General features: G+C 64.2%; 15 protein-coding genes, 1 tRNA gene and 2 rRNA genes. 2 read left to right on the top strand and 16 right to left on the bottom strand.

Features of this window, described 5'->3' with window-relative positions:
• Positions 1–81 precede the first annotated feature (81 nt).
• The 13 genes from FQ775_RS15785 to FQ775_RS15845 form a co-directional block, all read right to left on the bottom strand.
• On the bottom strand, positions 82–2,367 hold the full coding sequence (locus tag FQ775_RS15785; RefSeq protein WP_146300123.1) for a PriCT-2 domain-containing protein: 2,286 nt from the start codon (positions 2,365–2,367) through the stop codon (positions 82–84).
• The gene (locus FQ775_RS15790) at positions 2,367–2,591 is read right to left on the bottom strand and encodes a DUF6511 domain-containing protein (RefSeq protein WP_021096367.1); all 225 of its coding nucleotides are present in this window, start codon (positions 2,589–2,591) and stop codon (positions 2,367–2,369) included. Before FQ775_RS15790 ends, FQ775_RS15785 begins: the two co-directional genes overlap by 1 nt.
• Positions 2,588–4,327 (bottom strand): DEAD/DEAH box helicase, encoded by a 1,740-nt coding sequence (locus FQ775_RS15795; RefSeq protein WP_146300124.1) that lies wholly within the window; start codon positions 4,325–4,327, stop codon positions 2,588–2,590. The genes FQ775_RS15790 and FQ775_RS15795 overlap by 4 nt, the downstream gene beginning before the upstream one ends.
• Positions 4,321–5,265 (bottom strand): PDDEXK family nuclease, encoded by a 945-nt coding sequence (locus FQ775_RS15800; protein WP_146300125.1) that lies wholly within the window; start codon positions 5,263–5,265, stop codon positions 4,321–4,323. Before FQ775_RS15800 ends, FQ775_RS15795 begins: the two co-directional genes overlap by 7 nt.
• Complete coding sequence (locus FQ775_RS15805) at positions 5,265–5,630, bottom strand: hypothetical protein (RefSeq protein ID WP_146300126.1); 366 nt, start codon at positions 5,628–5,630, stop codon at positions 5,265–5,267. Before FQ775_RS15805 ends, FQ775_RS15800 begins: the two co-directional genes overlap by 1 nt.
• A 68-nt stretch (positions 5,631–5,698) precedes the next feature.
• Positions 5,699–6,202, bottom strand: coding sequence for a DUF669 domain-containing protein (locus tag FQ775_RS15810; protein WP_146300127.1), 504 nt, complete (start codon positions 6,200–6,202; stop codon positions 5,699–5,701).
• Between the two features lie 22 nt (positions 6,203–6,224).
• Positions 6,225–6,971 carry an ATP-binding protein gene (locus tag FQ775_RS15815; protein WP_146300128.1) on the bottom strand — a complete coding sequence of 249 codons (747 nt, stop codon included), beginning with the start codon at positions 6,969–6,971 and terminating at the stop codon, positions 6,225–6,227.
• A complete protein-coding gene (locus FQ775_RS15820) occupies positions 6,971–7,456 on the bottom strand; it encodes a hypothetical protein (RefSeq protein ID WP_146300129.1) in 486 nt (161 codons plus the stop codon). The genes FQ775_RS15815 and FQ775_RS15820 overlap by 1 nt, the downstream gene beginning before the upstream one ends.
• An 11-nt stretch (positions 7,457–7,467) precedes the next feature.
• Complete coding sequence (locus FQ775_RS15825; protein ID WP_021096360.1) at positions 7,468–7,677, bottom strand: helix-turn-helix transcriptional regulator; 210 nt, start codon at positions 7,675–7,677, stop codon at positions 7,468–7,470.
• A 169-nt stretch (positions 7,678–7,846) separates the two neighbouring features.
• Complete coding sequence (locus FQ775_RS15830) at positions 7,847–8,791, bottom strand: hypothetical protein (RefSeq protein ID WP_146300130.1); 945 nt, start codon at positions 8,789–8,791, stop codon at positions 7,847–7,849.
• A complete protein-coding gene (locus FQ775_RS15835) occupies positions 8,766–9,953 on the bottom strand; it encodes a hypothetical protein (protein WP_146300131.1) in 1,188 nt (395 codons plus the stop codon). The genes FQ775_RS15830 and FQ775_RS15835 overlap by 26 nt, the downstream gene beginning before the upstream one ends.
• Positions 9,954–10,060: 107 nt before the next feature.
• Positions 10,061–10,783 (bottom strand): ImmA/IrrE family metallo-endopeptidase, encoded by a 723-nt coding sequence (locus FQ775_RS15840; protein WP_146300132.1) that lies wholly within the window; start codon positions 10,781–10,783, stop codon positions 10,061–10,063.
• A 10-nt stretch (positions 10,784–10,793) separates the two neighbouring features.
• Positions 10,794–11,120 (bottom strand): helix-turn-helix domain-containing protein, encoded by a 327-nt coding sequence (locus FQ775_RS15845; RefSeq protein ID WP_146300133.1) that lies wholly within the window; start codon positions 11,118–11,120, stop codon positions 10,794–10,796.
• A 157-nt stretch (positions 11,121–11,277) separates the two neighbouring features.
• Here FQ775_RS15845 and FQ775_RS15850 point away from each other — a divergent pair, with 157 nt between their 5' ends.
• Positions 11,278–14,532 carry a hypothetical protein gene (locus FQ775_RS15850; protein ID WP_146300134.1) on the top strand — a complete coding sequence of 1,085 codons (3,255 nt, stop codon included), beginning with the start codon at positions 11,278–11,280 and terminating at the stop codon, positions 14,530–14,532.
• Entirely contained in the window at positions 14,529–20,465 is a 5,937-nt protein-coding gene (locus FQ775_RS15855) for a DEAD/DEAH box helicase (protein WP_146300135.1), read from the top strand. Before FQ775_RS15850 ends, FQ775_RS15855 begins: the two co-directional genes overlap by 4 nt.
• Before the next feature lie 137 nt (positions 20,466–20,602).
• On the opposite strand, the gene FQ775_RS15860 is transcribed toward FQ775_RS15855, so the two are convergent.
• The 3 genes from FQ775_RS15860 to FQ775_RS15870 all read right to left on the bottom strand — a co-directional run bounded on the left by FQ775_RS15860 (position 20,603) and on the right by FQ775_RS15870 (position 23,796).
• Positions 20,603–20,679: transfer RNA gene (locus tag FQ775_RS15860), tRNA-Met, on the bottom strand.
• A gap of 134 nt (positions 20,680–20,813) precedes the next feature.
• A 5S ribosomal RNA gene (gene rrf, locus FQ775_RS15865) occupies positions 20,814–20,928 on the bottom strand.
• Between the two features lie 73 nt (positions 20,929–21,001).
• Positions 21,002–23,796: ribosomal RNA gene (locus FQ775_RS15870) — 23S ribosomal RNA — on the bottom strand.
• Positions 23,797–23,840: the final 44 nt, after the last annotated feature.

Raw genomic sequence — 23,840 nt, forward strand, 5'->3', positions numbered from 1 at the left:
TCCGTTTCGGGACCGAGGCTTGGGCGGCAACTTCCTTCACATGAAGGATGGGGGCCGTTGAAGGAAGCATCGTCCCGGCCCTCACCGCAGCGCCCGGAAGCGCATGGCCTTCCGACCCCCGGTCTCCTGCTCGACCGTGACGATGTCTCCGCTCTCAACCAGCGTGAGCAGGATGTCGTCGCGGTCGCGCGCCCGAAGCCATTGCGAGGCGCGGGTCAGCTCGGACTTGGTGACGCCTGCCGACCCCGCCTTGCGGATGATCTCGCGCACCCGCTTCAGATGCGCCTCTGTCTCGGTGTCGGCGACGTGGCGCTCGACGGCGTCGATGGTGCGCCTGGCGAAATGGCGCACGAAATCGATCGCCCAGACAGCATCCTTGAGCCGGATGACGGGATGGACCGCATCCCGCCCCACGGCCAGGACGAGCGCGACCTTGGCCGCGTTTTCCGCGATCCGGGCGAGGATCGGCGTGTGGAACGTGCCGGCCGCGGCTCTGAGTTCGGCGGTGATCTCGTCGCGGAGCGCGTCGAAGCGAAGCTGCGCCTCGTCGTCCATCGGCACGGTCATCGGATCGACCGCGGTCTCTGGTCCGGATGTCCGGCCGGCGAGGTTGCCGCTGGCTTGGCCGCCGCCTTCGGCGAGCCGCTGCAGCCCCTCGATCAGCGGCCGGGGCGATCTCCGGAGCCCGGCGCTACGGTTCTCGTCCGGATAGTCCTCCTCACTCGGCAGGATGATGAGCCGGGCGAGCGAGCCGTCCACCACGTTGGCGCCCTGCAGCGCCCCCCAGAAATGCAGTGGCGTCGTCGTGCCGTAGACGCAGAGGCAGGGCTGTACGATGTCGCGCCGCTCGTTCGAGCCGTCCCGGTTGGCGTATTCCGCGCCGAGGAAGATCCCGCTGGCCGCAGTGTAGAGCTCGGTCATGTTGTCGAGGATCTCGGTGATGTGGCGCGGGCTGCGCTTGCGGTCGGCCGCCGCCGAGAGGAACATCCCGAACTCGTCGATCTGGAACAGGATCGCCGGCTGACGGTGGAGCGCAGTCAGGAGCCCCGCGCCCGAGGCGATCTTGTTGCCGCCCAGGTGGTGCGCTAGCCCCGCCGCGAAGAACAGCTCGTTGACGACCTCGCGGGCGTGGTTCTTGCCCGATCCGCTGTCCGCGATGCCGACGATGTAGAGGTTCGTGCGCAGGTCGGTCGTCGTGCGGTAGCGACGCCCCATCAGCGCACCGAGGGCGCAGAGACTGGCGCCCACCGCGAGAAGCGGCTGCGGTCTGCGCGCAGTGTCGATCATATAACGCGCGAGATCGCCCACGAGCCCGCCCGGGATCGTCAACGTGAACGACGGCGCAGGCGTGAGGATCGGCATCGGGGCTTCGGGCTGGGCGAGCCGCGCCAAGAGGCCCGCCGCGGGATGCTCGTCGGCCGCACAAGCCTTCTGGCTGCCGTCGAGCAGGAGGTCGGGATCGGGGCGCCAGCCCTTCTCCATGGCGAGGTGATAGATCGTGCCGGCGCCGATCCGCGCGGGCTTGAAGCTCGTCCATGCCTTCTCCGTCGCTGCCGGGTCGTTCTTGGCCGCCTGCGCCGACCAGTCGGCAAAGAGCGTCGCGCCCTCCTCGCCAAGCGCGCCCTTCAGCGCCATGCCGATGCGCATCCAGCTGTCGTAGTCGAGCTCGGCGTTTGGCAGCCAGGCGAGCGCGCTCCGGATCGCCGCCAGCGTGCCAGCCTGTGCATGGGCGGGCAGACACGGATGTCCGGCCCCGTTCACGCCCTTCGCACCGAGGCTCTTCGGGCGCAGCTCGGGCGGGATCAGCGCCAGCGCCTCGTCGAGGAACGCTGCCGCCCGGTCGGCGTCGATTTCGGGCAGGCTCTCGATGTCGAGATCCGCGAGCCCCTCGTCCGGCCAGGCATAGGGCTGGCCGGTGTCGGGATGCTCGGAATAGGCGACGAACTGCTGTCCGAGGCACAGAACCTCGAGCGGCGCGCGCCGGATCCCGGCGAAGGGCTCTCGCGTGCGATAGACCAGCAGCCGCTTCGGTGCCTTGCCGATCCTGAGCGCGGGCGTGTCGCCCAGCCGCTCGCGGGCCAGTCGTTCGATGCGCAGCGCAAGCTCGCCATCCTCGGCGACGTCGATGTCGAGCGCGGCGACCGCGCCGCCGACGATCCCGACGCCGCAGCTAGGCCAGGTCGACCAGGTCGTGACCTCGAACTCGGTCGTGGCGCGGCTCGCATGCCGGTTCCACTGCGGGTAGTCGTGCCAAGCCGCGCGAGCGAACTGGCCGGGTTTCTTGGTGCCGGGCGCGATCGGCAGGATCGCGTAGCCGTTGGTCACGAGACGCGCGCCCACGCGCGCCATCCACGAGGTGTCCGCCATCAGAAGGGCACCTCCGGGATCATGCCGTCGAGCCGCGCGCGGTCCTTCGCGGCCAGGTCACGAAGGTGGTCGCAGTAGCCGGTGACGATCACCTCGACGAAGGTGTCCCACTCCTCCTCGCTCAGCAGGGCGAGATCGGTCCGGCCGAGGCTGTCGAGATAGGCGCCGCCAGCCTTTCCGCCCTCGACCATGGCCGCCGTCTCATTGGGGGTCGGATCGATCATGCCCGACCTCCGGTGGCAGATGTCCTGGCAAGCCCGGCTGCAGAGGTCTCTGAGGCTCGTGTCGCGCCGCGGGTCGGAGACGCGGAAGCGCGCGTCGAACCAGCCCCAGCCTCCGGGTTCTCGGTGGCAGACGGCGCAGAGCCCGGCACGGCTGTAAGGCATGGGGCGAACCTGTAGGCGGTGATTTCGGTGAAGCGGCCCGCGGGGCGGACGGCGATTTCGGTGGGGCGGCGCAACCGGTCGGCCAGCAGGAGCGCCTCGCCAATGGACTCGGGCACTTCCAGCGCGGGCGCGCGCTCGCGCCACCAGCTCGCGGCCTTCCGGCGCGGATAGCCCTCATGCTCGAAGCAGACCCATTCCGTATGGAAGGCGAGACCGCAGCGGTAGGTGACCTTCAGCGAGACCCGCCCGCCGCGCTTTTCGTGGCGGCTGTAGATGACATCCGTGACGGCGACCCATTGCGGCTTGCCGGTCGACAGCACCTCCAGCGTCGAGGCGGTCGGCTCCAGCTTCACCTCGCGGCCGGGGAACTCGAAACCGCAGTCGGGGCATTCGAGGGCGGCGATGGCCACGATGGTCCCGCATTTCGGGCAGATCTTAGTGGGCGGCGGCCCGTCGCCCGGACCGCCCGGCCGCTTCGGCCGCACCAGATCGATGGGACCATGCCGGCGGACATTGCCCGCGAAATCGAGAACCAGACAGTTTTCCTTGCCCTCGGCGAGCCGCGTGCCCCGTCCGGCCATCTGGACATAGAGCCCGGCCGACTTGGTAGGCCGCAGCATGGCGATCAGATCCACGGCCGGCGCGTTGAAGCCCGTCGTCAGCACGCCCATCGACGCCAGCGCCCTGATCTCGCCGCGCTTGAAGGCGGCGATGATCGCGTCGCGCTCGTCCTTCGGCGTCTTGCCGAAGATGGTGGCGCAGCTCACCCCGCGGCGGCGGAACTCCTCGGCGACATGGGTGGCGTGGCGAACGCCCGAGCAGAAGGCGAGCCAGGATCGGCGCGTTTCGCCATGGGCGATCACCTCGGCCACGGCCGCGCGTGTGATGGCGTCCTGGTCGACCGCGTCCTCGAGGTCGCGCGCGATGAACTCGCCGCCGCGCGATCCCACACCGGTCACGTCGAGGCGGGTCTTGGTCTGCTTCGAGATGAGCGGGGAGAGATAGCCCTGATCGATCAGGTCGCGGACCGACACCTCGTAGGCGATATCGGTGAAGAGCGCATTCTCGCCCTCGTGCAGCATGCCGCTGTCGAGCCGGAAGGGCGTCGCTGTCAGCCCGATCACCTTCAGCGCCGGGTTGATCGCCTGAAGGTCCGTCAGGAAGCGGCGATACATGGTGTTCGACCGGCCGGGGATCAGATGGGCCTCGTCGATCAGCACCAGATCGGCATGGCCGATGCGCGTCGCCTTGTCGTGAATCGACTGGATGCCGGCGAAGAGGATCCGGGCCCGCGCGTCGCGGCGGCCGAGTCCGGCCGAGTAGATGCCCGCCGGCGCCTCGGGCCAGAGCCCGAGCATCTCCGCATGGTTCTGCGCGATCAGCTCGCGGACATGGGTGACGACGAGCACGCGCTGGTCGGGCCAGGCCTTGAGCACGCCGTCGATGAAGGCGGCCATGACGAGGCTCTTGCCGCCGGCCGTGGGGATCACGACGAGCGGGTTGCCGCTCTCCTTCTCGAAATAGCCGTAGATCGAGGCGATCGCGGCCTGCTGGTAGGGGCGCAGGGTCAGCATGCGGCGGCCTCCTCTTCGCGGGCGTCGTTGGTCCAGGCCGAGCCGTCGCGCATGCGGTAGGAGACGAAGTCCTCGCCTGCGTCGGTCACCTCGCCGGGGACCAGATCGGGGATGAACAGGTGCCGGGCGCAGGCGCGGCGCTGGTCGGCCGGGTCGAGCAGCCGGTCGTGACGCGCGCAGTGCCAGCCACCTTCGATGGGCGTGGAATGCAGGCAGGACCGACAGGTGACGGCCGCGGCCTCCTCGCCATGGCAGAGCCCGTGGTGGTCGCAGAACCGGCACTCGAACCAGGCAGGATCCGCGCTGATCCGCTCGGGCGGGTGCTGGGCGAAGATGATCCGTCGCGCCTTTTCCAGCAGGCGCTCGCCCATCGCGGGGTCAGCCGGGACGCGCTCTATGTGCAGCGCGTCCGTGTCCTTGCAGACCGCGACGTAGAGCGCCCGAGTGATGCCGGTCAGGTGCATGTAGACCTGCATCTGCGCGGCGTGCTGGGGCTTCGCGAGCGCGACGCCCTTGGCGATCAGCTCGGCAAAGCTCTTCGCGGAATGCGTCTTGAACTCGACGACGTGCCATGTCTTCGGCGCTTCGAGCAGCCCGAGCGCGACACCATCAAGCGAGCCGCCGAAATGACCGCCGTGCGCCTCGACGCGGAACTGCCGCCCGGTCTCGGGATCGACCTCCAGCACCGTCGCGCCGGTGGCGCGCAGGTCGCGGACGAGCCGCGCCTCTTCCAGCTGGCCGGTCTCGAACAGCCGCAGGATACGGCCGGTGTGCCGCGCGGGCATCGCCCAGCGGAAATCGTACCAGAGCGCGCGGGCGCAGGACTTGCCGATCAGCGAGGCGCCAAGGTGGTCGCGGAAGCCGTCGCCCTGCCGGGCCTCGTAGGAAGCGTAGATCGCGGAGAGGGTCGGCGTCGGGGGTTCGGGAAGTTCGGCCATCAGCACGCCTCCTCCCGCTCGAGCCGCGCCCGCGCCTCCGCCAGCACAGCCGTCCAGGCGGCGCCGTCATGGCGCTCGCGCAGGATGGCGATGATCATGTCCTTGAGCCGTTCGCGCCGGCGGCGGCCACCCTGACGGGCGACGATCTCGGCGCGCTCGCGATTGAGGTGACGCAGCGCCGTGCGCGCGCGGTGAAACCAGTCGGGGTCGATCGGCTTCGCTGTCCGCTGCCGCGTCAGATCGGCGGTCGCGATCTGCGTGCGGATTTTCGCGATGGCGTCCTCGATCTCGATCAGGCGCCGCGTGTCGTCAGGCAAGCCGGGGGCGTTCGCGGCCGCGCAGGCCGCGTCGGTGGTGTTGGTCATGGTCGGTCTCTCGGGTCTGGCGATGTCCGGGCCGCGAGCCGAGTGTCAGCCCGCGGCGGCCGAGGGCGTCAGCTCTTGCGGTTCCAGGGCGCGGTGGCCGGGCGGGCGGTCGCCTGGGCGGGCGCGCTGGCCGGCTGCGTCGAGGCGGGCTTGGGCGGGGTCGCCTGCGCCGGGGCCTCCGGCACCAGGTAGCGGATCGTGTTGCGCTCGCCGTAGCCGTCCTTCGGGGGCTTCACGCCGACCTGGATCGTCATCGGGATCAGGTGCAACTCCTCGCTGTCGTTCACCTGCAGCTTCCCCGTGGCGTGGCAGATCGCCGACAGCGTGCGCTGCGCGATCTCGACCGTGGTCGGGTTGGCGTTCACCAGGTTCAGCTGGTCGAAGACCTTGCGGCCCTGCTGCGGCCCTTCGAGGATGTCGAGCATCAGCCAGAGATACTGCCCCATCCCGTTCTTCGTGACGCGCATCTCGCTCTCGACAATCTGGGCGCGATACTTGCCCGCGGGCAGGATCTCGTAGGCGGTGGTGGGCTCGATGCCGGTGGCGTCAAAGGCGCTGTCGAAACGTGCCATCGTTCTGTCCTTTCAGTCGTAATCAGGCGGATTGGGGCATGGCGGCCAGGAACTCCGACCACTCGAGCGGGAGGGTTTCCGGCAGGCCGTAGCGGTTCTTGGCGAGGAAGGCGGGGCGCTCTTCGGTGTGCATGACGCGCGCGCCGGACCCGAGCGCCCGGGTCACCTTCTTGTTGAAGCCGACGTCGGACTTGCTGACCGAGATCCGGTAGTTGGCGAAGAGTACGACGTCTGAGTGCTCCTGCAGCAGCGCGGAGGCGCGGGCCTGCAGCTTGATCACGTACCGGTCGTAGGGTTCGTGCTCGGGGCTGTCGAAGCGCTTGATGTCGGTATGGGCGATCTGGATGACCGCCATGCCCTTCCGGTCGCGGAGCGCATTCAGCCTGTCGATGTATTCGCGCCAGATGGTCAGCGCCTCGGCGTAGCCCTTGCCGAAGCCGGGGCTTTCGATCGACTGCCAGCCATTGCGCCGGCAGGCCTCGGCCCAGATCAGCGGCTCCAGCCAGTCAACGCTGTCGACCACCACCGTCGAATAGGGGTGGTCCTCGTCGAGCAGGGCGTCGAGCGCCTCGGCGACCTCCGCGTAGCTCGTCGCCAACGGGAAATGCGGCACCTGCAGCTTGCCGAGACCGTCCTCGGTGAGGACGAACACAGGTGCGTCGGCGGACGCCGCGAAGGTGGACTTGCCGATGCCGGCGACGCCGTGGATCAGCACGCGCGGCGGGCGCAGAGCCGTCGAGGTTTGCATGGATGCGAGCGAGATGGCCATCAGCGGGCCTCCTCGCCGAGCAGCAGCCGGAACTTGGGCTTGCCGGTGCGAACCGTGCGCGCGGGCTCGAACTCCTGGCGGATGTCCGTGGGCCAGGCGGTGTACTTGCGCTCGGGCACGCTGAACGCGAAGTCGACGTAGTCGGCGGGATCGGCGCCATCGGCCCGGATGCGCTCGACCAGACCGGCGAGCATCGCCTGGTCCCAATCGACGCGCTTGGGGAGATCGGCGACCACGGTGACCGGGCCGTCCTGCAGCCGGATGGTGCCGGTGTCCTTGCCTTCCGCGCGGCGGGCGGCCTGCGCCTGCTCGCCGTACTTCAGCGCGATGGCCCCCGCGATCCAGTCGTAAAGAGTCTTGGCGGCGCGCAGCCGCTCACAGGCTTCGTCTTCTGCGAGCGCCAGTTGCTCACCAGAGAGGGCAATGAGCTCGTCGATCGACATGGAGGACAGATCGTCGAGGGTGATGCGGTTGGGGATCGTCATGGCTACCCCCATCACGCCAGCTTCACGGCGGGCTTGTCGGCCGTGCTCGAGCAGTGCCGGTTGGCCTCGTAGGCCTCGACATCCTCGAGCCGGTACACGACCCGGCCCCCGATCTTGATGAAGGCGGGGCCCTCACCGGTCCAACGCCAGCGCTCCAGCGTGCGCGGGCTGATTTTCCATCGAGCCGCCAGCTCGACCTGGTTGAGATGCGTGACTGACATCGTCGTCTCCTTCGCGATTGGCCGAATGCCTGCGAAGGAGACTGGGGTGTGCGAGGGGAGGAGATCGGGAGGGCGGATGGAGGGGAGACGGGAGGAATGCAGATCGGGGCCCCCGAAAACGAAAAAAGGCCGCCCCGAAGGACGGCCTGATCGTCGTGATTTCGTGGCGTCACACCTCGAGCCAGGCGCTGGAGCCGCTCTCCCGGATGACCTCCTGCCACGTGGGGTGCCCGTCGAAGAGATTCTTCAATCGCTTCACGGAGGGACCGCACTCGGCCTCCTCGAGGATGCGCGCGACGGGCAGCACCGGATCCCCGTCCAGCCAGGCCTCGGCGAGCATGGCGACGGCGATCTTCTGCTTGCCGCCGGTGAACTCGTGCCACTTGCCATGCACGATCAGCACGCCGCCGTCGCCGGAGACCCAGACGGGTTCCTTGCGCGACGGGCCCTTCAGCAGGCGGGCGGTCAGGACCTCCGGGGCGATGGCGAGCCCATCTTCATGATCGACCACGTCTGCCAACGCGACGAACTCGTGGCCCCGGATGAAGCGGAAGCGATGCCGATCCGGAGGGTCGAGAAAGAGGACCACACGAAGCCCGTCGGCCGGGCGGCGCGCAACGAGCTGGCGGAACTCCTCGAACACGGCCGGTGTCGTCAGACGGCGAGCGACCCAGATCCCGACACGTGCCCTTCGCTTCGGCAGCCGTGCTGTCCCGAAGTCCAGCACCGCGCCGTGGAGGTACGAAACCGGGTCTTTTCCGAGCGAGCAGTCGAGGCGGGCGACCACCCGCCGAGCTGCTACTCCCATGTCCAGCGCATAGACCCGGCGGCGGGCGCTCGCCTGTTCGTCGTGCCAGGCCGCGTTGCCGAGATGCCCATGCTGGCCGGTGATCGGGTGGGCGATGACGGACGTCGGGGTGTCGTCCAGATCGTCCTCGGCAACGACGGACATTGCGCCGCCGCGCTGCACGAGGAGTCCGGTATCCATCAGCGTCTTTCCGGCGCCGCGCATATGCGCCAGCGCCATGGCCGAGACCCGCGCATCGCGGGTCCCGGCGATGGACGAGAGCAGCCGGCGGGCGGCGAGATCAATCCTCGAAGAGCTGCAGGTCATCGACCAGGATCCCCCAGCGCCGCAGGTACTTCTCGCCGATCATCTGCTCGGTCGCGGTGCGATCCTTCAGGTCGCAGCCGTGGGGCCAGGTGATCGACAGCGTGAGTGTGCGCCGGCGGTCGCCCCCTGGGCGCTTGGCAAGCTTCACCGCCAGTTTGGCCCGCGTGATGACGAAACCGTCGCGCAAGGGCGTGCGCTCCTGGAACATCTCGTCAGCCATAGACCAGATGGTACCGTCCGCGCGGGCCATGTTCTCCAGTGTGACCCTCCGGCTGCTGTCGTCGATCGGCATGAGGCGCAGCTCGCGCACCTCGACACCTTCGATCCCGTCCTCCGGGTCGACCGGGAAGTCGTACGGCGTCAGCAGCACGGAAAGGTCGTAGCACCGAAGCGGCAGACGGTTCTCCTTGAACGCGATGCCGAGGAGGTGCGTGACCGTCGCCTTCACGATCTCGCCCCGCGTCGCCTTGTCGTTAGCGATCACTTCGATGGCGCCGGTCGCGGGCTCATAGGTTACCGCGGCCTCGAAGACGGGACGATAGGCCTGCCGCACGAGAGACCCCTTGTCGTCGAAGCGCAGCAAGTCGTCGGGCCGTCCCTCGCGGTAGATCGTCACCTGCACGAGGTCGCATTCGTCGCCCTCATGGGTCGTCCTCACCCGGTCGAAGATGTCGACATGGGCATGGGCGGCGCCCGAGAACTCCTTGATCGCGGAGATGAAGGCGTGACGGGCCGATGCATCGCGCTGCACAACACAGCCCGCGTCGGTCATGTAGCCCGCCCACATCCGGCCGCGCCTGCGGTCCTCGGTGAAGCGAACTTCCTCGGCATGGCGGAACCGGTCCTGCGCATTCAGGAACATCCAGAGCGAGCGCGCATGCGGGTTCGCGAGGCCGTCGAGGAACGCGGGATCGTCCGCAACGCTGTAGATCGCGGCCTGCCCCGGCTCGTCGGACAGTGCATGGACGCGCTCGGCGTCGTTCGAAATTCGGTCACGCTGAACGCGGGACATCTTCTCGATGGCGCCGAGAAGCGGCCTCGACAGCTCGGCCTCCGGCACGCTCCAGTCGAACTCGGTGGGCAGGCCGATCTCCGGCCGGTCGAAGTATTCGCGCAGCGCCTCGCCGGGCGTCTTGCGAAGGAAGGCGGACAGTGCAGTCACCATGATCTCCTTTCTGGCGATTCCATTTATCGGCTGATCTGCTAATCAGCGTATATCGCGCCAGAGTGGAGTCAATCGAAAAAATACGCGCTTCCGCGGATTCGCGATCAACGGCTGAAAAGCGAGGGCTGTCCGTGTGTCGAAGTGATCAGGTTCAGCTTCAACAGCCTGATGCGGGCGGCCTCTTCGGAGACCGCGAACCGCTCTGTGACGATCTCGATCAGCCGCGCGGCATGCTCCGTCGAAACATGGATATCGCCATGCAGCTCGCGCGGGCTGCAGTAGTCGGAAACGAGGCGACGGACCGGCGTGTCCGGCATCAACAGAGCGCCGCTGATATAGCCGGCCTGCCATTCCATCCAGTCGGACTGCGGGGCGTCCAGGATGTTGTCGCGCTTGGAGATCGCCTTGTTGGCGTTCACGCCGCGCTCGAGCAGGTCGCCGTTGGCGAACTTCTGCGCCCAGAGAGGCCCGTGGAACTTCACGTGTCCGAACTCATGGGTGAGCGTGGTGCGGAAGCGATTCTCGCGCCGTTCGTCGGCCGCGATGCGTTCCGAGATGGAGACCTGCGGTCCGCGGTCGGGGAAGAACTCGGTCACCCCTTCGACATCGGCGCCATACGCGGACAAGTCGGCGTAAGGGTCGAGGTCCGCACCGTGCATCTCGATCAGCACGGTCAGGTCGTCGGTCGCCACGGGGTAGTCGACCGTCCTGCGGCGCTTCAGCAGAAGGTCCTGGATCAGTCGCTCGCATTCATTGTCGAGATCCCGCGCCTCGTAGAAGGGTCGCTCGGCAAAGCGGCCCGTGTTGTCACGGATCATCTTTACCATGCCAACCTCCTTACTCCTTCAACGTCTTCCTGAAATTGGCGAAGGCCTCGACGACCTTGTCCGGAGTGGACGCATCCGGCCGCAGATCATCCGGTAGCCGGCCTGCGAGTGCATATAGGTAGTCCTCCGGGATGTTCAGGATGCCGGAGAACTGGCGGATCAGGTGCCCCGAGGTGGGGCTGCGTCGATCGTGCTCGATGTCGTTGAGGTACTGCGGGGATATCGACCCGCCGCCCTCTTCCTTAATCACGCGCGCTGCGAGCTCCTTCTGGCTGAGACCGAGTCCCTTGCGGGCCTTCGAGATCGCCTGGCCGAAGGTCACACCGTCGGCGGACATGGCCGGTTCATCGCTTGCTCTCCCTGTCAATCCGCTTGTTCGCGGATATGCGAACTGTTACGCCTTATCCCCAACAGTATCAACAGCGAAGCGGACTCGCGGCCAGCGGGCACTGTAGACGGAAGGGTGTGCTTTGGGTTGCAGGACCGCAGACTTCTTGATCAACAGACGCCGCCAAGAAGCAGGGGCGCCGCCCTTCATTGGCCTTATCCCCCTGGACGAAGCCGCGCGAGTGCGAGCCATCGAGCGCACGCGACAGTTTCTGGACGGCCGGCCGGACAGGCTGAAAGTGTTGTTCCGCCAGTTTCCAAGCCTCGCAGCATGGCTCGTCACTCACTCTCTTAGCGAAGGATATGGAGACACCGGCCATGCGGTGTACCCGCATATTGCCGATACTCTTCGCGTTCCGCTTGATAACCAGCAGCATCGCAAAGTGCTGTTCAGCTCATTCTGTGGCGTCTGCGACCGGTTCGGGTTGCCTACTCGAGGGTTCGATCGCGATGTCGACGTCTACCTTCTCCATGCCGGAGTAAGCCAAGCGCAGCTTCCCCATTTGATCGACGCGTTTCTGAGACAGGAAGCAGCATTTGGTCCGCCGCCTGTCGAAACGACCGTGCTACTCAACCGCTGGGAGGACGATGCCCTGTATTTCCTTCCACCCGCGGTCATCGTGCCTCGCCGTGCGATCCTCTGGGACGAGACTGCCTGGCATGCCGCCCTGTTTGCACGGATACGCCAAGATCCAGAGGCCTTCGTCCCTGCGATCGAGTTCGAGAGGTGTTTCAAGGAAGTCTTTGACCAGAGGCTGAAGGAAACGCGGCCGACATCAAGTCGAGGAGGAAGCGAGGCACTTGCACCACGGCCCCGGCTCCATTGGCAGTCTGGGGGGCTTGTCTTGCGACTGCCTCGAAGCGAGGGACGTATTCGCCTGTGGCTCGATGGGGCGCAACGACCGCTGCGTTTGCGTGGTGGCGAAGACTGGACACTTCCGCAGCCCTGGCCGCGCGAGATACGTTGGGAAATTTCTGGCCAGAGCGGCCAGCTCGAACTCCTCGCGCACGGAGGATGTGCCGCGTTCGACAGGATGACCGGCCACTACCTGCGCGAGATCCCGCGAGGGGCGGTAGAGATCGAACTGGACTCAACGGACATAGCGATCCTGGCACGTGCGCCGTTCTCCGTAGCAGGCGAACCCGCTCTTGAACCAGAAACCGATAGTTATGTTGGCTTTACGATGCTTGGGCCCCGCCCTGTGGCGCTCAACCTCGACGGTGTTCAAATAGGCGTCAGGGCCCGTCCACGAAGACGCCTTTCCCTGGCGGGCGCCGAAATCGCGAGCGGTCCACGGGGCGTGCTACACGGGCAGTCTGCACGCCTTCGGATCGAAACTGGATTGGGACGCTCCGAGACCCGTGCGGTACGGGTCGCGCTCGGCATGCAGTCGCGGCTTAACGAGGTACTGATCTCAGATGACGGTTTTGGCGATGTCGGGATGGAAGAGGTCCTAGCGGGCTTCGCAGAGACTGAGGCAGCAGACCCGGTGCGTCTTCGGATGGAACTGATGGCACCTAGCGCTGATGGTGCCACTGTTCATGGCTCCGGGATCGGACTTGCCGCCTGGGTATGGCCTGGATTTCGGGACTCTGACGGGATCGTGTTCCATAGCGACGGCCCGGTCCGTAACCTCGTACAGGACGAATGCCTCCATGTCGGCCGTGACGACCAAGGGCGTCTTTGTCTTGATCCCGGCGGCGGATACAGCGTTGCGCGGGCCGTATTCGAGATCGAAGGCGTTCATGTTCCATTCGATCTGCCTTGGCCCGATGTTTCCGTAACCAGGCGCCGTGCAGAAGGCAGCCTTGCCCCACTCCCGATTGGCACGCGGCTCTCGGTTGGTGAAGATGATCGCTTCGATACGATCAGCATCCGGTGCCCTGATCAGAAGGCGCAACTGGTCATCCGCGGAAGGCGGGAAGAGCGTCCGTTCCTTGGCGGGTTGACCCGTAGTTTAGCTGTTCGTGATCTTCTGACACCTGCGTCCGATGAACGTGTGCTACTGCGGCGTGGAAACGGTTCGGAAGTCCTGTTGTTCGAACTGGTCGCAGCACTTGCCCCCCAGGGGATAAACTTTCTTCCCGCTCGTAGCGCGATCCGGCTGCAGCTAAAATTCGGAGAGCCGGTGGACGCAGTGGCCGTCGAGGTTGAGGGTGAAACCGGAGCAGTGGTTCTCGCCGAAGCTGCGCTGCGGCATCGGCCGGTGGCCACCCGTCGGCCGGAATGGTTTCATGCCGAGGTGAGCGACAACGACGCGCACGGCCTCGAACTGACGCTTGACGCCGATTGGCTCGATGACGGCCCCCGCTTGGCCCGGCTCCTGATCCGCCCCGAAGGGCGCGATGGCTGGCGACCGCTGCGCAATTCGCGAGGCGACTGTTTCGCAATCGCTATTATCAACCCGGCGGCGAACGACTTCGTGCAGGACGGAGAGCTTCAGCGTCGGTTCGAAGCCCTCAGTCGCTGGCTGTCGGATTGCTATGCAGCAGAGTGCTGGCCAACGCTGGATCGCACATTGGTGCCGCGCTGGCAGGAACTCGGTCTTCGGCTGCGAGAACTTCACGGCGGCGACGGAGCGGTGATGCGAGCGGCCTGCTTGCCGCCTCCCGACCACGCGGCCCCCGGCTGGGTACCAATCCTTCACCCCTTGCAATTCGCTCCGGATCTATACGCTGCAGCGCCGCAGGCATTCGCCTCACTGGCGGCGTCCATTGATCCCGGCGTTGCCGAAATGGCAGCGCTCGCCACACTCGACACGGCGCGCCTTCGCGAGCTGTCTCATCTTCATCCCACGGTCTACCTCGCGTTCCGGAACCTGCAGGCGGCGCGCGACAAGGGAACGCGGTTGGAGGGGTTCGACCCAGCACGCGTATTCAGAAACCTGCCGCTGGTCGACGGCGATCCATCAGCGGGATGGTTCTGGCGTGGTACGCCATTGCTCGGGCCCGACCATTGGCGTGCAGCACATCTGCGCCTTGTCGAGCGGCTCGACGCCGCCGGTCTATTCGTCGAGGACACGGCCGAAGAAGGGCCGAACAGCCGGCGTCAGGCATCCTTGCAGCGCTTGATGCACGCAGCCTGGATCTTGGCGCCAGAGAAGCTTCGCCCACCTGCTCCGCATCGCAGCAAGGAGTCGGAGGAGCCGGCTCAGGTCGATTTGTGGGGCTCGGCGCTCCTTTCCGGCTTTGCCCGGGCAAGCCGCCTGAATGAGGTGTCCGAGTACGTTGAAAGCCTTTCCACGCGGGCGGACATGTCGCCAAGGCAAGCCCTGACCAGCATCGCCTTTATGTTGCGCCTCGCTCCAGAGCTTTTCGCCTTCCATCTATTGCTCTGGCAAATCGCCAAGGAACGCCCATGAACGAACTCGACCCAATCCGTTTCAGGGACGACCTCGGCGCGACGCTGGCGCGCTACATCTCAACAGCCGCCGCTGTCTCTTCTGCACGGGCGCCGCGACTTTCACGCGCCGTCGCTGACGCATGCGCGCGCTCGGCATTGGTGCGCGGCCCGTTCGTCGAAAGTTTGCCAGACTTCGAGAAGGGCGGAAGCATCGAGGAACTCGTTGCTACCGGTGCATTGCACGGTGCTTGGTCAGCGCTTTCCGAAAGCGAAGAAGGGCGATCCCTGTGGCGCAGGCGGCTTCACCTGCACCAGTCTGCAGCCATCGGGCGCGACGAGAATTACCTGGTCGCAACGGGCACCGGCTCGGGCAAGACAGAGTCTTTTCTCTTCCCATTGATCGACGATCTCCTGCGTCACGGAGAACTGGAGCGGCCCGGCGTTCGGACGATCCTTGTCTATCCGCTCAACGCCCTCGCAAACGACCAGATGCACCGTATCGCACGGCTCTTGTTTCGAAATCTCGGTGATCCCGGCATCACACTCGGGCGCTTCACCGGGCAGGTGCGCTCAGATGCGACAAGGTCGGACGAGGAAGTACGACTGACGGCCACGCCCACTTTTCAGGCCGATTTCCCCGACGTGCGCCATGCTCCCCGGAACTGGCTTCTAGCCAGGGGCGAAATGTTGGCGAACCCACCGCACATTCTCGTCACAAACTACGCCATGCTCGAGCACATCCTGCTCTTGCCGCGTAACCGCGCATTGCTGGCCGGGGCGGACGTCCGTTGGCTCGTGCTCGACGAAGTCCATACCTATACCGGCGCCCAAGCAATCGAAGTCGCTTTCCTCCTGCGAAAGCTGAAAGCGCGTCTCGGCATACCCCAAGGGCAGATTCGGTGTGTGGGGACGTCCGCGAGCCTTGACCCAGCGAGGCGAGAAGAACTCGCGCGATTCGCGGAGGACCTGTTCGGGGAGCCCTTCCCGAGCGGTGACGGTTCGGTCATCACCGCCGAAAGACGACTCCATCCAGCATTGGTCGACGGTGCCGAACCAGAAGCTCTGTCCGCGTCCGCCTGGGTCGAAGCAGGACGGGTACTCTCGGAGTTGCGAGAGCAAGGATGCCTCGCGGCTGACAATGCCGATTATCTGACCGAGGACTGGAACGAGGCGATGCGGGAGGCCGACCTCGATGCGCTGGTCCTGAACCCTATACATCCATTCGGCGAAGGGCTCATTGCACGGCTCGCCGGCATTGCAGAGGTTCGTGCGGTGGCCAGTGCGCTCAAGGAGAGAGCTCTGCCCTTCGCCGATCTGGCAGCGCGAGTATTTCCATCGGAATCTGGAGAGACGGCGCAGACAGCTCTGACGGCTCTGATCTCGCTTGGTGTTCTGGCTCGCCCTTCTGTACCCGGCGCGTTTCCACTTCTTCCAGCACGTTTTCATCTCGCCGCCTCGGGCGTCGAGGGTGTGGCCCTGAGGCTGTCTGCGAGCGACGCCGAGAATTGGTCGGACTTCCGGCTTTCTCGCAATGGCATGCATATAGCTGAGGCCCCGGCCTATCCCCTTCTCGTTTGCCGCAACTGCGGCGAACCCTATGTCGAGGGATGGGATGATGGAACTATGCTCCATCCGCGCCCCGAAATCAGTCCTGGATCAAGGCGCCGGGTTCTAAGGTTGATCAGAGCGGGAGAGGCCGCGACAGAAGTTGACTCTGACGAGCAAGACGAGGGATCCGAGGACGAACCCCCTTTTGAGTTCTTCGCCGACACTGGCGAGTTGGCCGACCGCCCCGAGGAAGGCGTCCTCTCCCTTGCCGAAGCGCCGATGCGAGACGATGCCGAGGAGCGTCGCAGCTATGTCCGAAAATGCCTCTCCTGCGGAGCCACCGGCGGACGCTTCGCCGAGCCAGTTACCCCGATCCATCCTGGCGACGATGCGCTCGCGTCGGTAACGGCCCAGGCGCTGCTCGAGGCTCTGCCGCCGCCGCAGGCGCGGTCATCCGAAGCACCGATGCAGGGGCGAAATCTTCTCGTCTTTGCCGACAACCGGCAGGACGCGGCGTTTTTCGCCCCATTCTTCGAGCGTACCGCTCGGGATCAGGCGCTTCGCGCAGCGATGGTCCAAGCGCTGCGCAGAGAGACCAACGAAGCGCTGGACCTCATGGGGTTGCGGGATGGTGTTTGGACGTCGCTACGGCGATCCGGCTTCAAGCTCTATGACCGCCGCAATCCGGAACCATTGAGCAGCAGCGCCGCGAAAGACCGCCTGATGGCCCTGATCGCGGCCGAGCTCTGCGGTGGCCCTCTCCGGCTATCGCTTGAATCGCTCGGCCTGATCACTGTCCATTACGAGGGCAGCGCGAGGATCGCGCAGCGACTGGCAGAACGGGTCCAGCCCGAGTATCGAGGTATGGTGCCGACTCTTGTCCGTTTTCTCCTCGATCTCATCCGGCAAACGAGAGCAATCAACACGTTAGAGAATATCGACCTCACGGACGAGTCGGTTTGGGGAGAAGGGCTGGCAAGCGCCGACATATCGTGGTCACTGACACGAACACACCAAAGTCGCCGACTGCGAACGCTGCTCTCAGAGCCGGGACGTCCCAATCGACCGCTTTGGGTGCTCGTCGATCAGCTCGGAATTCCGGAAGATCAAGCAAGAGACCTTCTCTCTGCTTTCTGGGAGGAGGCGACGCGCCCTAGGCACCGCCTCTTGCTAGCCGGGGGGCATGGTCATGTCTTGAACTTGGCCGCCATGAGATTCGCAGCGACCGCGGAAGGAGAACTGCGCCGCTGCGAAAGCTGCGGCGCGTCCAGCCAGATCGATCTTGGCGGCGCCTGCACAGCGTGGCGCTGCACTGGGCGCACCGTTCCCATATCTGCCGAGGAGCGGGCAGAGATGCGTCGGCGCAACCACTACCTTGTTCGCTATGAAGGACAGCCACTCAGCGGGATCGCGCGGGAGCACACTGCGGCAATTTCGACCACGGAGCGCTCCGAGATCGAAGAGCGATTCCGGCAGGGCGAAGTAAATCTGCTCAGTTGCACAACGACGATGGAAATGGGCGTCGATCTGGGTGAGCTGGAAGCGGTTTTCTGCCGGAATGTTCCACCCGGCATCGCGAATTATCAACAGCGCGCGGGCCGCGCTGGTCGCCGCGCGCAGGCCGCTCCCGTTGCGTTGATGATGGCGAGGTCCGGCAGGTACGATCAGGCACAGTTCAACGATCTGCGCGGCTACCTCGAGGCATTGCCGCCAGCTCCCTACCTGACGTTGGACAACCCCAGTTTTTTCCGGCGGCATCAAGTCTCATGCGTTCTTGCAGGCTGGCTGGATCGTCGCCTTGCAGGCCATGAGCGTACGGGCGCCCCGCGTCTGCGCGATGTGTTAGGCGAACGCTTGGACGTGTCGGCGGAGGCCGCTCTGTTGGCCGACCTTGCGACATGGTTCGCCTCGGACGCAGGAGTCGCCGCACGCGCAGTCGCCGAAGGAATGGCATCCACACTCCCGGCAAGGCTCGATCATGTGGGCCTCGCCGCGGGGGAACTGACTGAACACGCGCGCGCAGAGATCACGCGCTGGATCAGGGCTACGTCCGCTCGCTGGCGTGAGTTGAATGAAGCCTACGAAACGGCACGTGCCGCGCTCGATGATCCGGAGGCAAATGAGCAGGCGCGCAGCCGCGCTGCCGGTCGAATGAACGGCCGCTTGGGCGACATGCGTCGATATCTTGATCGTTTCCTCGTCGAGGCTCTGTCGCGTGCAGCTGTGATCCCAACCTACAGCTTCCCCGTGCATTCAATTCATCTCGAAATAGTCACGGAGCGCGGCGCTCGCACTGCCTCAGATGACCGAGCGCTGCAGCTCGATCGAGACGCAGCAATGGCGATCGCTGAATATGCGCCGGGCGCCGAAGTCGTGGCCGGCGGCCGAATATGGACGTCCGCTGGCATTGCACGGAGAGCCACAGTTGGCACCGGCGACGCCTGGATGGAACGTGGATTCCATCGCGTTTGTCCGACGTGCCAGCATGCAGAAACACATCACGAGCGGGATGATTTTGGGGAGAATTGCCCTCAGTGCGGCGCACGGGCCAGTGGCCCGCGCCGTGCCTTCGTTGAACCCGTCGGGTTCCTGACCTCATATGCCGACCGGCAGGGTAGAGACCCGGGCGCGACACGCTTGAGAGTTCGACCCGTCGACGAAGCGCGCCTCCTAACGCGAGCCCGCCCTGAAGACTTCCAGGTTTCAGACCTAGCACGCGTCACGCATTTCTTCGCGCCGGCTATCGCACCAGAAGGGAGTCAGCCTGGACGGATGCTCGTCTTGAACCGCGGACCGCTGGGGGCGGGCTATCTTTGGTGCCCGTCCTGCGAACACGCGAGACCAGCGCCCCAAGAGGCGCTTGGCGGGGCCGAGATTCGGGCAGTGCATGAGAACCCGCGGACCGGAGATCGGTGCCGGGTTGAATCCCTCCGCTGGCCCGTGGACCTCGCACATGTTTTCGAGACGGATCTTCGGGGGATCCGAATCGATCAGCCGGTCCCAGACTTTTCTGATCGCCCCACGGAGACTGAACGGCGGGCGGCCCGGGATGGCTTCCTCAGAACGCTGGCAGAGGCACTGAGACTTGCGGCAGCGGACATTCTTGAAACCGACCCAAGAGACCTCCGCGCGACCGTTGAGCTACTCGGTGCGGCCCCGCTGGTCATCCTATCGGACTCAGTCCCAGGTGGTGCCGGCTATTGCCGCCGACTGCTCGACGATTCTCGCTTCTCGGCACGCGTGCTGCTCGGTCGAGCAATCGCGGTCCTGGATTGCCCCCGAGGCTCAGCGTGCGAGACGAGCTGTTCGCGGTGCCTGAATGATTATTCCAACCAGGTTCATTGGGATCAGTTTGATCGACATCCGGTGCTGAATTGGCTGCGCGGCCTGCTTGCGGAGTCGACACGGCGCCCCTCTCATGCTCCCGAGGCGGCAGTCCCGGTAGCGCAGACCGCGGCGGCTACGCTGCGGGTGCGTCTGGAAGGAGCCGGGCTTGTAGCCGTCTCTTCGCCAACCCTATGGGGCGCCGAAGATCGATCCGAAGCGATCACAAGCGCCCGGGCACTGAGAAACTGGCTCGATGAAGCAGCGAACCGTCATGCGCTCTTCCTCCTTCCTCCGGGAGCAGTCGAAGCGGGCACACCAACAGGCCTTGATCGCGAGATTGCCTATGCTTTGGCACAGTACGAGCGATCCGGTCAGATTCGCTTCGGCACGCTGGATAGGTCCGCCTTGTTGCATTCGCCTCGCCTGTCCGTTCTGAAGGGGCGCGGTTCTGAGGCTTCCGTGGATGCCTTCTACGCAGAGCAGGAAGCGGCGGCTGCTCTTGACGGCCCCCTCATGGGGGTGAGTCATCTGTATTCATGTTCAGCAGGCGACAGCTGGCTCGCCTCTGTTCAAGACAGCGTCCGAACGCTGCCGGGGCCGTTGGCTGGTCTCACCGAGCGCTTGCGCGTCTTCCGCTTCCGGCCGGGAACAGCCCGTGCACTCACGCCGCTTTTCCAGGGTGTGGCGGGACGCCGTGTCGCGCTCGAAATCGAGGATCCCTGGTGCGGCGTTCGCCCGCACAACCGTCGTCGTCTCGCAAGCTTCGTCGCTGCGGTCGGCGCAGCGGGCGTCGGCATAGAGCGGCTCGCGGTCGTGTGGAATCCCGATCATGGAGAGCCGGACACGCCGCAAGCCCAGTCGAACGCGGTGCGCGCTGAGCTGCGATCTTCCGGAGTCTCGGTTACGCCCGAACTCCATCACCGCTCCGGACGCGACCGTCATTTCCATGATCGCGTCGTAACCATCCAGACCGTCGACGACGGGGCCAGAGTCAACTTGAGATGGGACGTGACCGCGGGGATCGACAATCTCATGTCCCACTCGAAGGAGTGCAGTGTTTTCATCGAGGAACGCTGAGCTCAGCAGCTCAGCGGCTCATCCGGAAGCACGAAGGACTTCGGCCCCTCTTGCTTCCACAGTGCTTCCACGGGTGGTGAAAACGCAAACGCCGCCCCGGAGGGCGGCGCGTAAGCGTTTGGTAACGCGTAGGATTTTGGTTGCGGGGGCAGGATTTGAACCTGCGACCTTCAGGTTATGAGCCTGACGAGCTACCGGGCTGCTCCACCCCGCGTCAATCTTTACGTAAGCCTTGCCTTACGTGGGCCGCAAAGAGCTTGATGGGACGCCGTCTGGCCCTGAGGCTGCGCGGCTGCCACCGCTTTCGCGGCGAGGTCATGAAGAGAAAGCCGAAAATGCGTTTCGCAGACCTGGCAGCGACTTACTCTCCCGCGTCTTGAGACGAAGTACCATCAGCGCTGGAGCGTTTCACGGCCGAGTTCGGAATGGGATCGGGTGCAGCCGCCCCGCAATAACCACCAGGTCAGCGAAAAGCATTTTCATTCGAGAAGCTGGATTGCCGCCGATCGCGCTGGCGATGGGCACAAGCAATGAGAACGATCAAGCCGATCGAGCTATTAGTACCGGTAAGCTTCATGCGTTGCCGCACTTCCACACCCGGCCTATCAACGTGGTCGTCTTCCACGACTCTCGGGGAATGCTCGTTTTGAGGTCGGTTTCCCGCTTAGATGCCTTCAGCGGTTATCCGTTCCGTATATAGCTACCCTGCTATGCGGCTGGCGCCACAACAGGTCCACCAGAGATACGTCCATCCCGGTCCTCTCGTACTAGGGACAGATCCTCTCAACATTCCTACACCCACGGCAGATAGGGACCGAACTGTCTCACGACGTTCTGAACCCAACTCACGTACCGCTTTAAATGGCGAACAGCCATACCCTTGGGACCTGCTCCAGCCCCAGGATGCGATGAGTCGACATCGAGGTGCCAAACAACCCCGTCGATATGGACTCTTGGGGGTCATCAGCCTGTTATCCCCGGCGTACCTTTTATCCGTTGAGCGATGGCCCTTCCACACGGGACCACCGGATCACTATGACCGACTTTCGTCTCTGCTCGACTTGTCAGTCTCGCAGTCAGGCAGGCTTATGCCATTGCACTCAGCGAACGATTTCCGACCGTTCTGAGCCCACCATCGCGCGCCTCCGTTACTCTTTAGGAGGCGACCGCCCCAGTCAAACTACCCACCATACACTGTCCCGGACCCGGATGACGGGCCGCGGTTAGACATCCATGACGATAAGGGTGGTATTTCAAGGGTGACTCCACGCAGGCTGGCGCCCGCGCTTCAAAGTCTACCACCTATCCTACACATGCCGACACGAATGCCAGTGTAAAGTTATAGTAAAGGTGCACGGGGTCTTTCCGTCTAACCGCAGGAACCCCGCATCTTCACGGGGAATTCAATTTCACTGAGTCTCTGCTGGAGACAGCGGGGAAGTCGTTACGCCATTCGTGCAGGTCGGAACTTACCCGACAAGGAATTTCGCTACCTTAGGACCGTTATAGTTACGGCCGCCGTTTACCGGGGCTTCGATTCAAAGCTTGCACCTCTCCTCTTAACCTTCCGGCACCGGGCAGGCGTCAGACCCTATACGTCGTCTTGCGACTTCGCAGAGCCCTGTGTTTTTGATAAACAGTCGCTACCCCCTGGTCTGTGCCACCCCCCTCCGGTTGCCCGAAGAAGGGTCACGCTTATCCCGAAGTTACGCGTGCATTTTGCCGAGTTCCTTCAGCAGAGTTCTCTCAAGCGCCTTGGTATTCTCTACCAGTCCACCTGTGTCGGTTTCGGGTACGGACTATAAGGAGGAGCTATTTCCCGGGACCGCTTCGCTGCCTGCCCAATCCGATAAGGGCAAACAACACACGCGATCCGTCACTACCTCCAGGCTCACGAATATTAACGTGATTCCCATCGACTACGCCTTTCGGCCTCGCCTTAGGGGCCGGCTAACCCTGCTCAGATTAACTTTAAGCAGGAACCCTTGGACTTTCGGCGAGGGGGTCTCTCACCCCCTTTATCGTTACTCATGTCAGCATTCGCACTTCCGATACCTCCAGGAGCCCTCACGGGTCTCCCTTCATCAGCTTACGGAACGCTCCGCTACCGCTTGCAAAGCAAGCCCAAAGCTTCGGTGTATGGCTTTAGCCCCGTTACATTTTCGGCGCAAAGACCCTTATTTAGACCAGTGAGCTGTTACGCTTTCTTTAAATGATGGCTGCTTCTAAGCCAACATCCTGGTTGTTTTGGGATCCTCACATCCTTTCCCACTTAGCCATAACTTGGGGACCTTAGCTGTTGGTCAGGGTTGTTTCCCTCTCCACGACGGACGTTAGCACCCGCCGTGTGTCTGCCAGCTAGTACTCCCGGGTATTCGGAGTTTGGTTAGGTTTGGTAAGTCGGTGAGACCCCCTAGCCCATCCAGTGCTCTACCCCCCGGGGTATTCGGCTGACGCTCTACCTAAATAGATTTCGCGGAGAACCAGCTATTTCCGAGTTTGATTGGCCTTTCACCCCTAGCCACAAGTCATCCCGATCTATTGCAACAGATATGGGTTCGGCCCTCCAGTAAGTGTTACCTTACCTTCAGCCTGCTCATGGCTAGATCACTCGGTTTCGGGTCTAATGCGACGAACTGAACGCCCTGTTCAGACTCGCTTTCGCTGCGCCTACACCTACCGGCTTAAGCTTGCTCGCCACATTAAGTCGCTGACCCATTATACAAAAGGTACGTGGTCACGCTTGCGCGCTTCCACTGTTTGTAGGCAACCGGTTTCAGGTACTCTTTCACTCCCCTCGTTGGGGTGCTTTTCACCTTTCCCTCACGGTACTAGTTCGCTATCGGTCATGCACGAGTACTTAGGCTTGGAGAGTGGTCTCCCCATTTTCAGACAGGATTTCACGGGTCCCGCCCTACTCGAGGACAATCGTTCGCATTACGCATACGGGGCTGTCACCCACTATGGCCCAACTTTCCAGAAGGTTTTGCTTGTCTCACGATTGTCACTGGCCTGGTCCGCGTTCGCTCGCCACTACTTGCGGAGTCTCGGTTGATGTCCTTTCCTACGGGTACTTAGATGTTTCAGTTCCCCGCGTTCGCTTCTTATCCCTATGCATTCAGGATAAGATACCTTTAAACGATACTTGGAAACCACAGCAGCGGATCGCTCCGCCACTCTGATTTTCCAAGTATCTAAGGTGGGTTTCCCCATTCGGAGATCTACGGATCAAAGGGTATTCGCACCTCCCCGTAGCTTATCGCAGCGTATCACGTCCTTCATCGCCTGTGCATGCCAAGGCATCCACCAATTGCCCTTAAGACACTTGATCATTCTCATTGCCAATGCCCACCCGGAGCAGTGCTCCGAACGGAT

Origin of the sequence: Nitratireductor mangrovi (genome assembly GCF_007922615.2) — a bacterium.
GTDB lineage: Bacteria > Pseudomonadota > Alphaproteobacteria > Rhizobiales > Rhizobiaceae > Mangrovimarina > Mangrovimarina mangrovi.

Bases quoted from the DNA above. Each gene is read 5' to 3' on its own strand.
- FQ775_RS15790 (WP_021096367.1), bottom strand. From the start codon at position 2,591: ATGATCGATCCGACCCCCAATGAGACGGCGGCCATGGTCGAGGGCGGA.
- FQ775_RS15810 (WP_146300127.1), bottom strand. From the start codon at position 6,202: ATGGCACGTTTCGACAGCGCCTTTGACGCCACCGGCATCGAGCCCACC.
- FQ775_RS15840 (WP_146300132.1), bottom strand. From the start codon at position 10,783: ATGGTAAAGATGATCCGTGACAACACGGGCCGCTTTGCCGAGCGACCC.
- FQ775_RS15820 (WP_146300129.1), bottom strand. From the start codon at position 7,456: ATGACGATCCCCAACCGCATCACCCTCGACGATCTGTCCTCCATGTCG.
- FQ775_RS15805 (WP_146300126.1), bottom strand. From the start codon at position 5,630: ATGACCAACACCACCGACGCGGCCTGCGCGGCCGCGAACGCCCCCGGC.
- FQ775_RS15845 (WP_146300133.1), bottom strand. From the start codon at position 11,120: ATGTCCGCCGACGGTGTGACCTTCGGCCAGGCGATCTCGAAGGCCCGC.
- FQ775_RS15830 (WP_146300130.1), bottom strand. From the start codon at position 8,791: ATGACCTGCAGCTCTTCGAGGATTGATCTCGCCGCCCGCCGGCTGCTC.
- FQ775_RS15800 (WP_146300125.1), bottom strand. From the start codon at position 5,265: ATGGCCGAACTTCCCGAACCCCCGACGCCGACCCTCTCCGCGATCTAC.
- FQ775_RS15855 (WP_146300135.1), top strand. From the start codon at position 14,529: ATGAACGAACTCGACCCAATCCGTTTCAGGGACGACCTCGGCGCGACG.
- FQ775_RS15825 (WP_021096360.1), bottom strand. From the start codon at position 7,677: ATGTCAGTCACGCATCTCAACCAGGTCGAGCTGGCGGCTCGATGGAAA.
- FQ775_RS15815 (WP_146300128.1), bottom strand. From the start codon at position 6,971: ATGGCCATCTCGCTCGCATCCATGCAAACCTCGACGGCTCTGCGCCCG.
- FQ775_RS15795 (WP_146300124.1), bottom strand. From the start codon at position 4,327: ATGCTGACCCTGCGCCCCTACCAGCAGGCCGCGATCGCCTCGATCTAC.
- FQ775_RS15785 (WP_146300123.1), bottom strand. From the start codon at position 2,367: ATGGCGGACACCTCGTGGATGGCGCGCGTGGGCGCGCGTCTCGTGACC.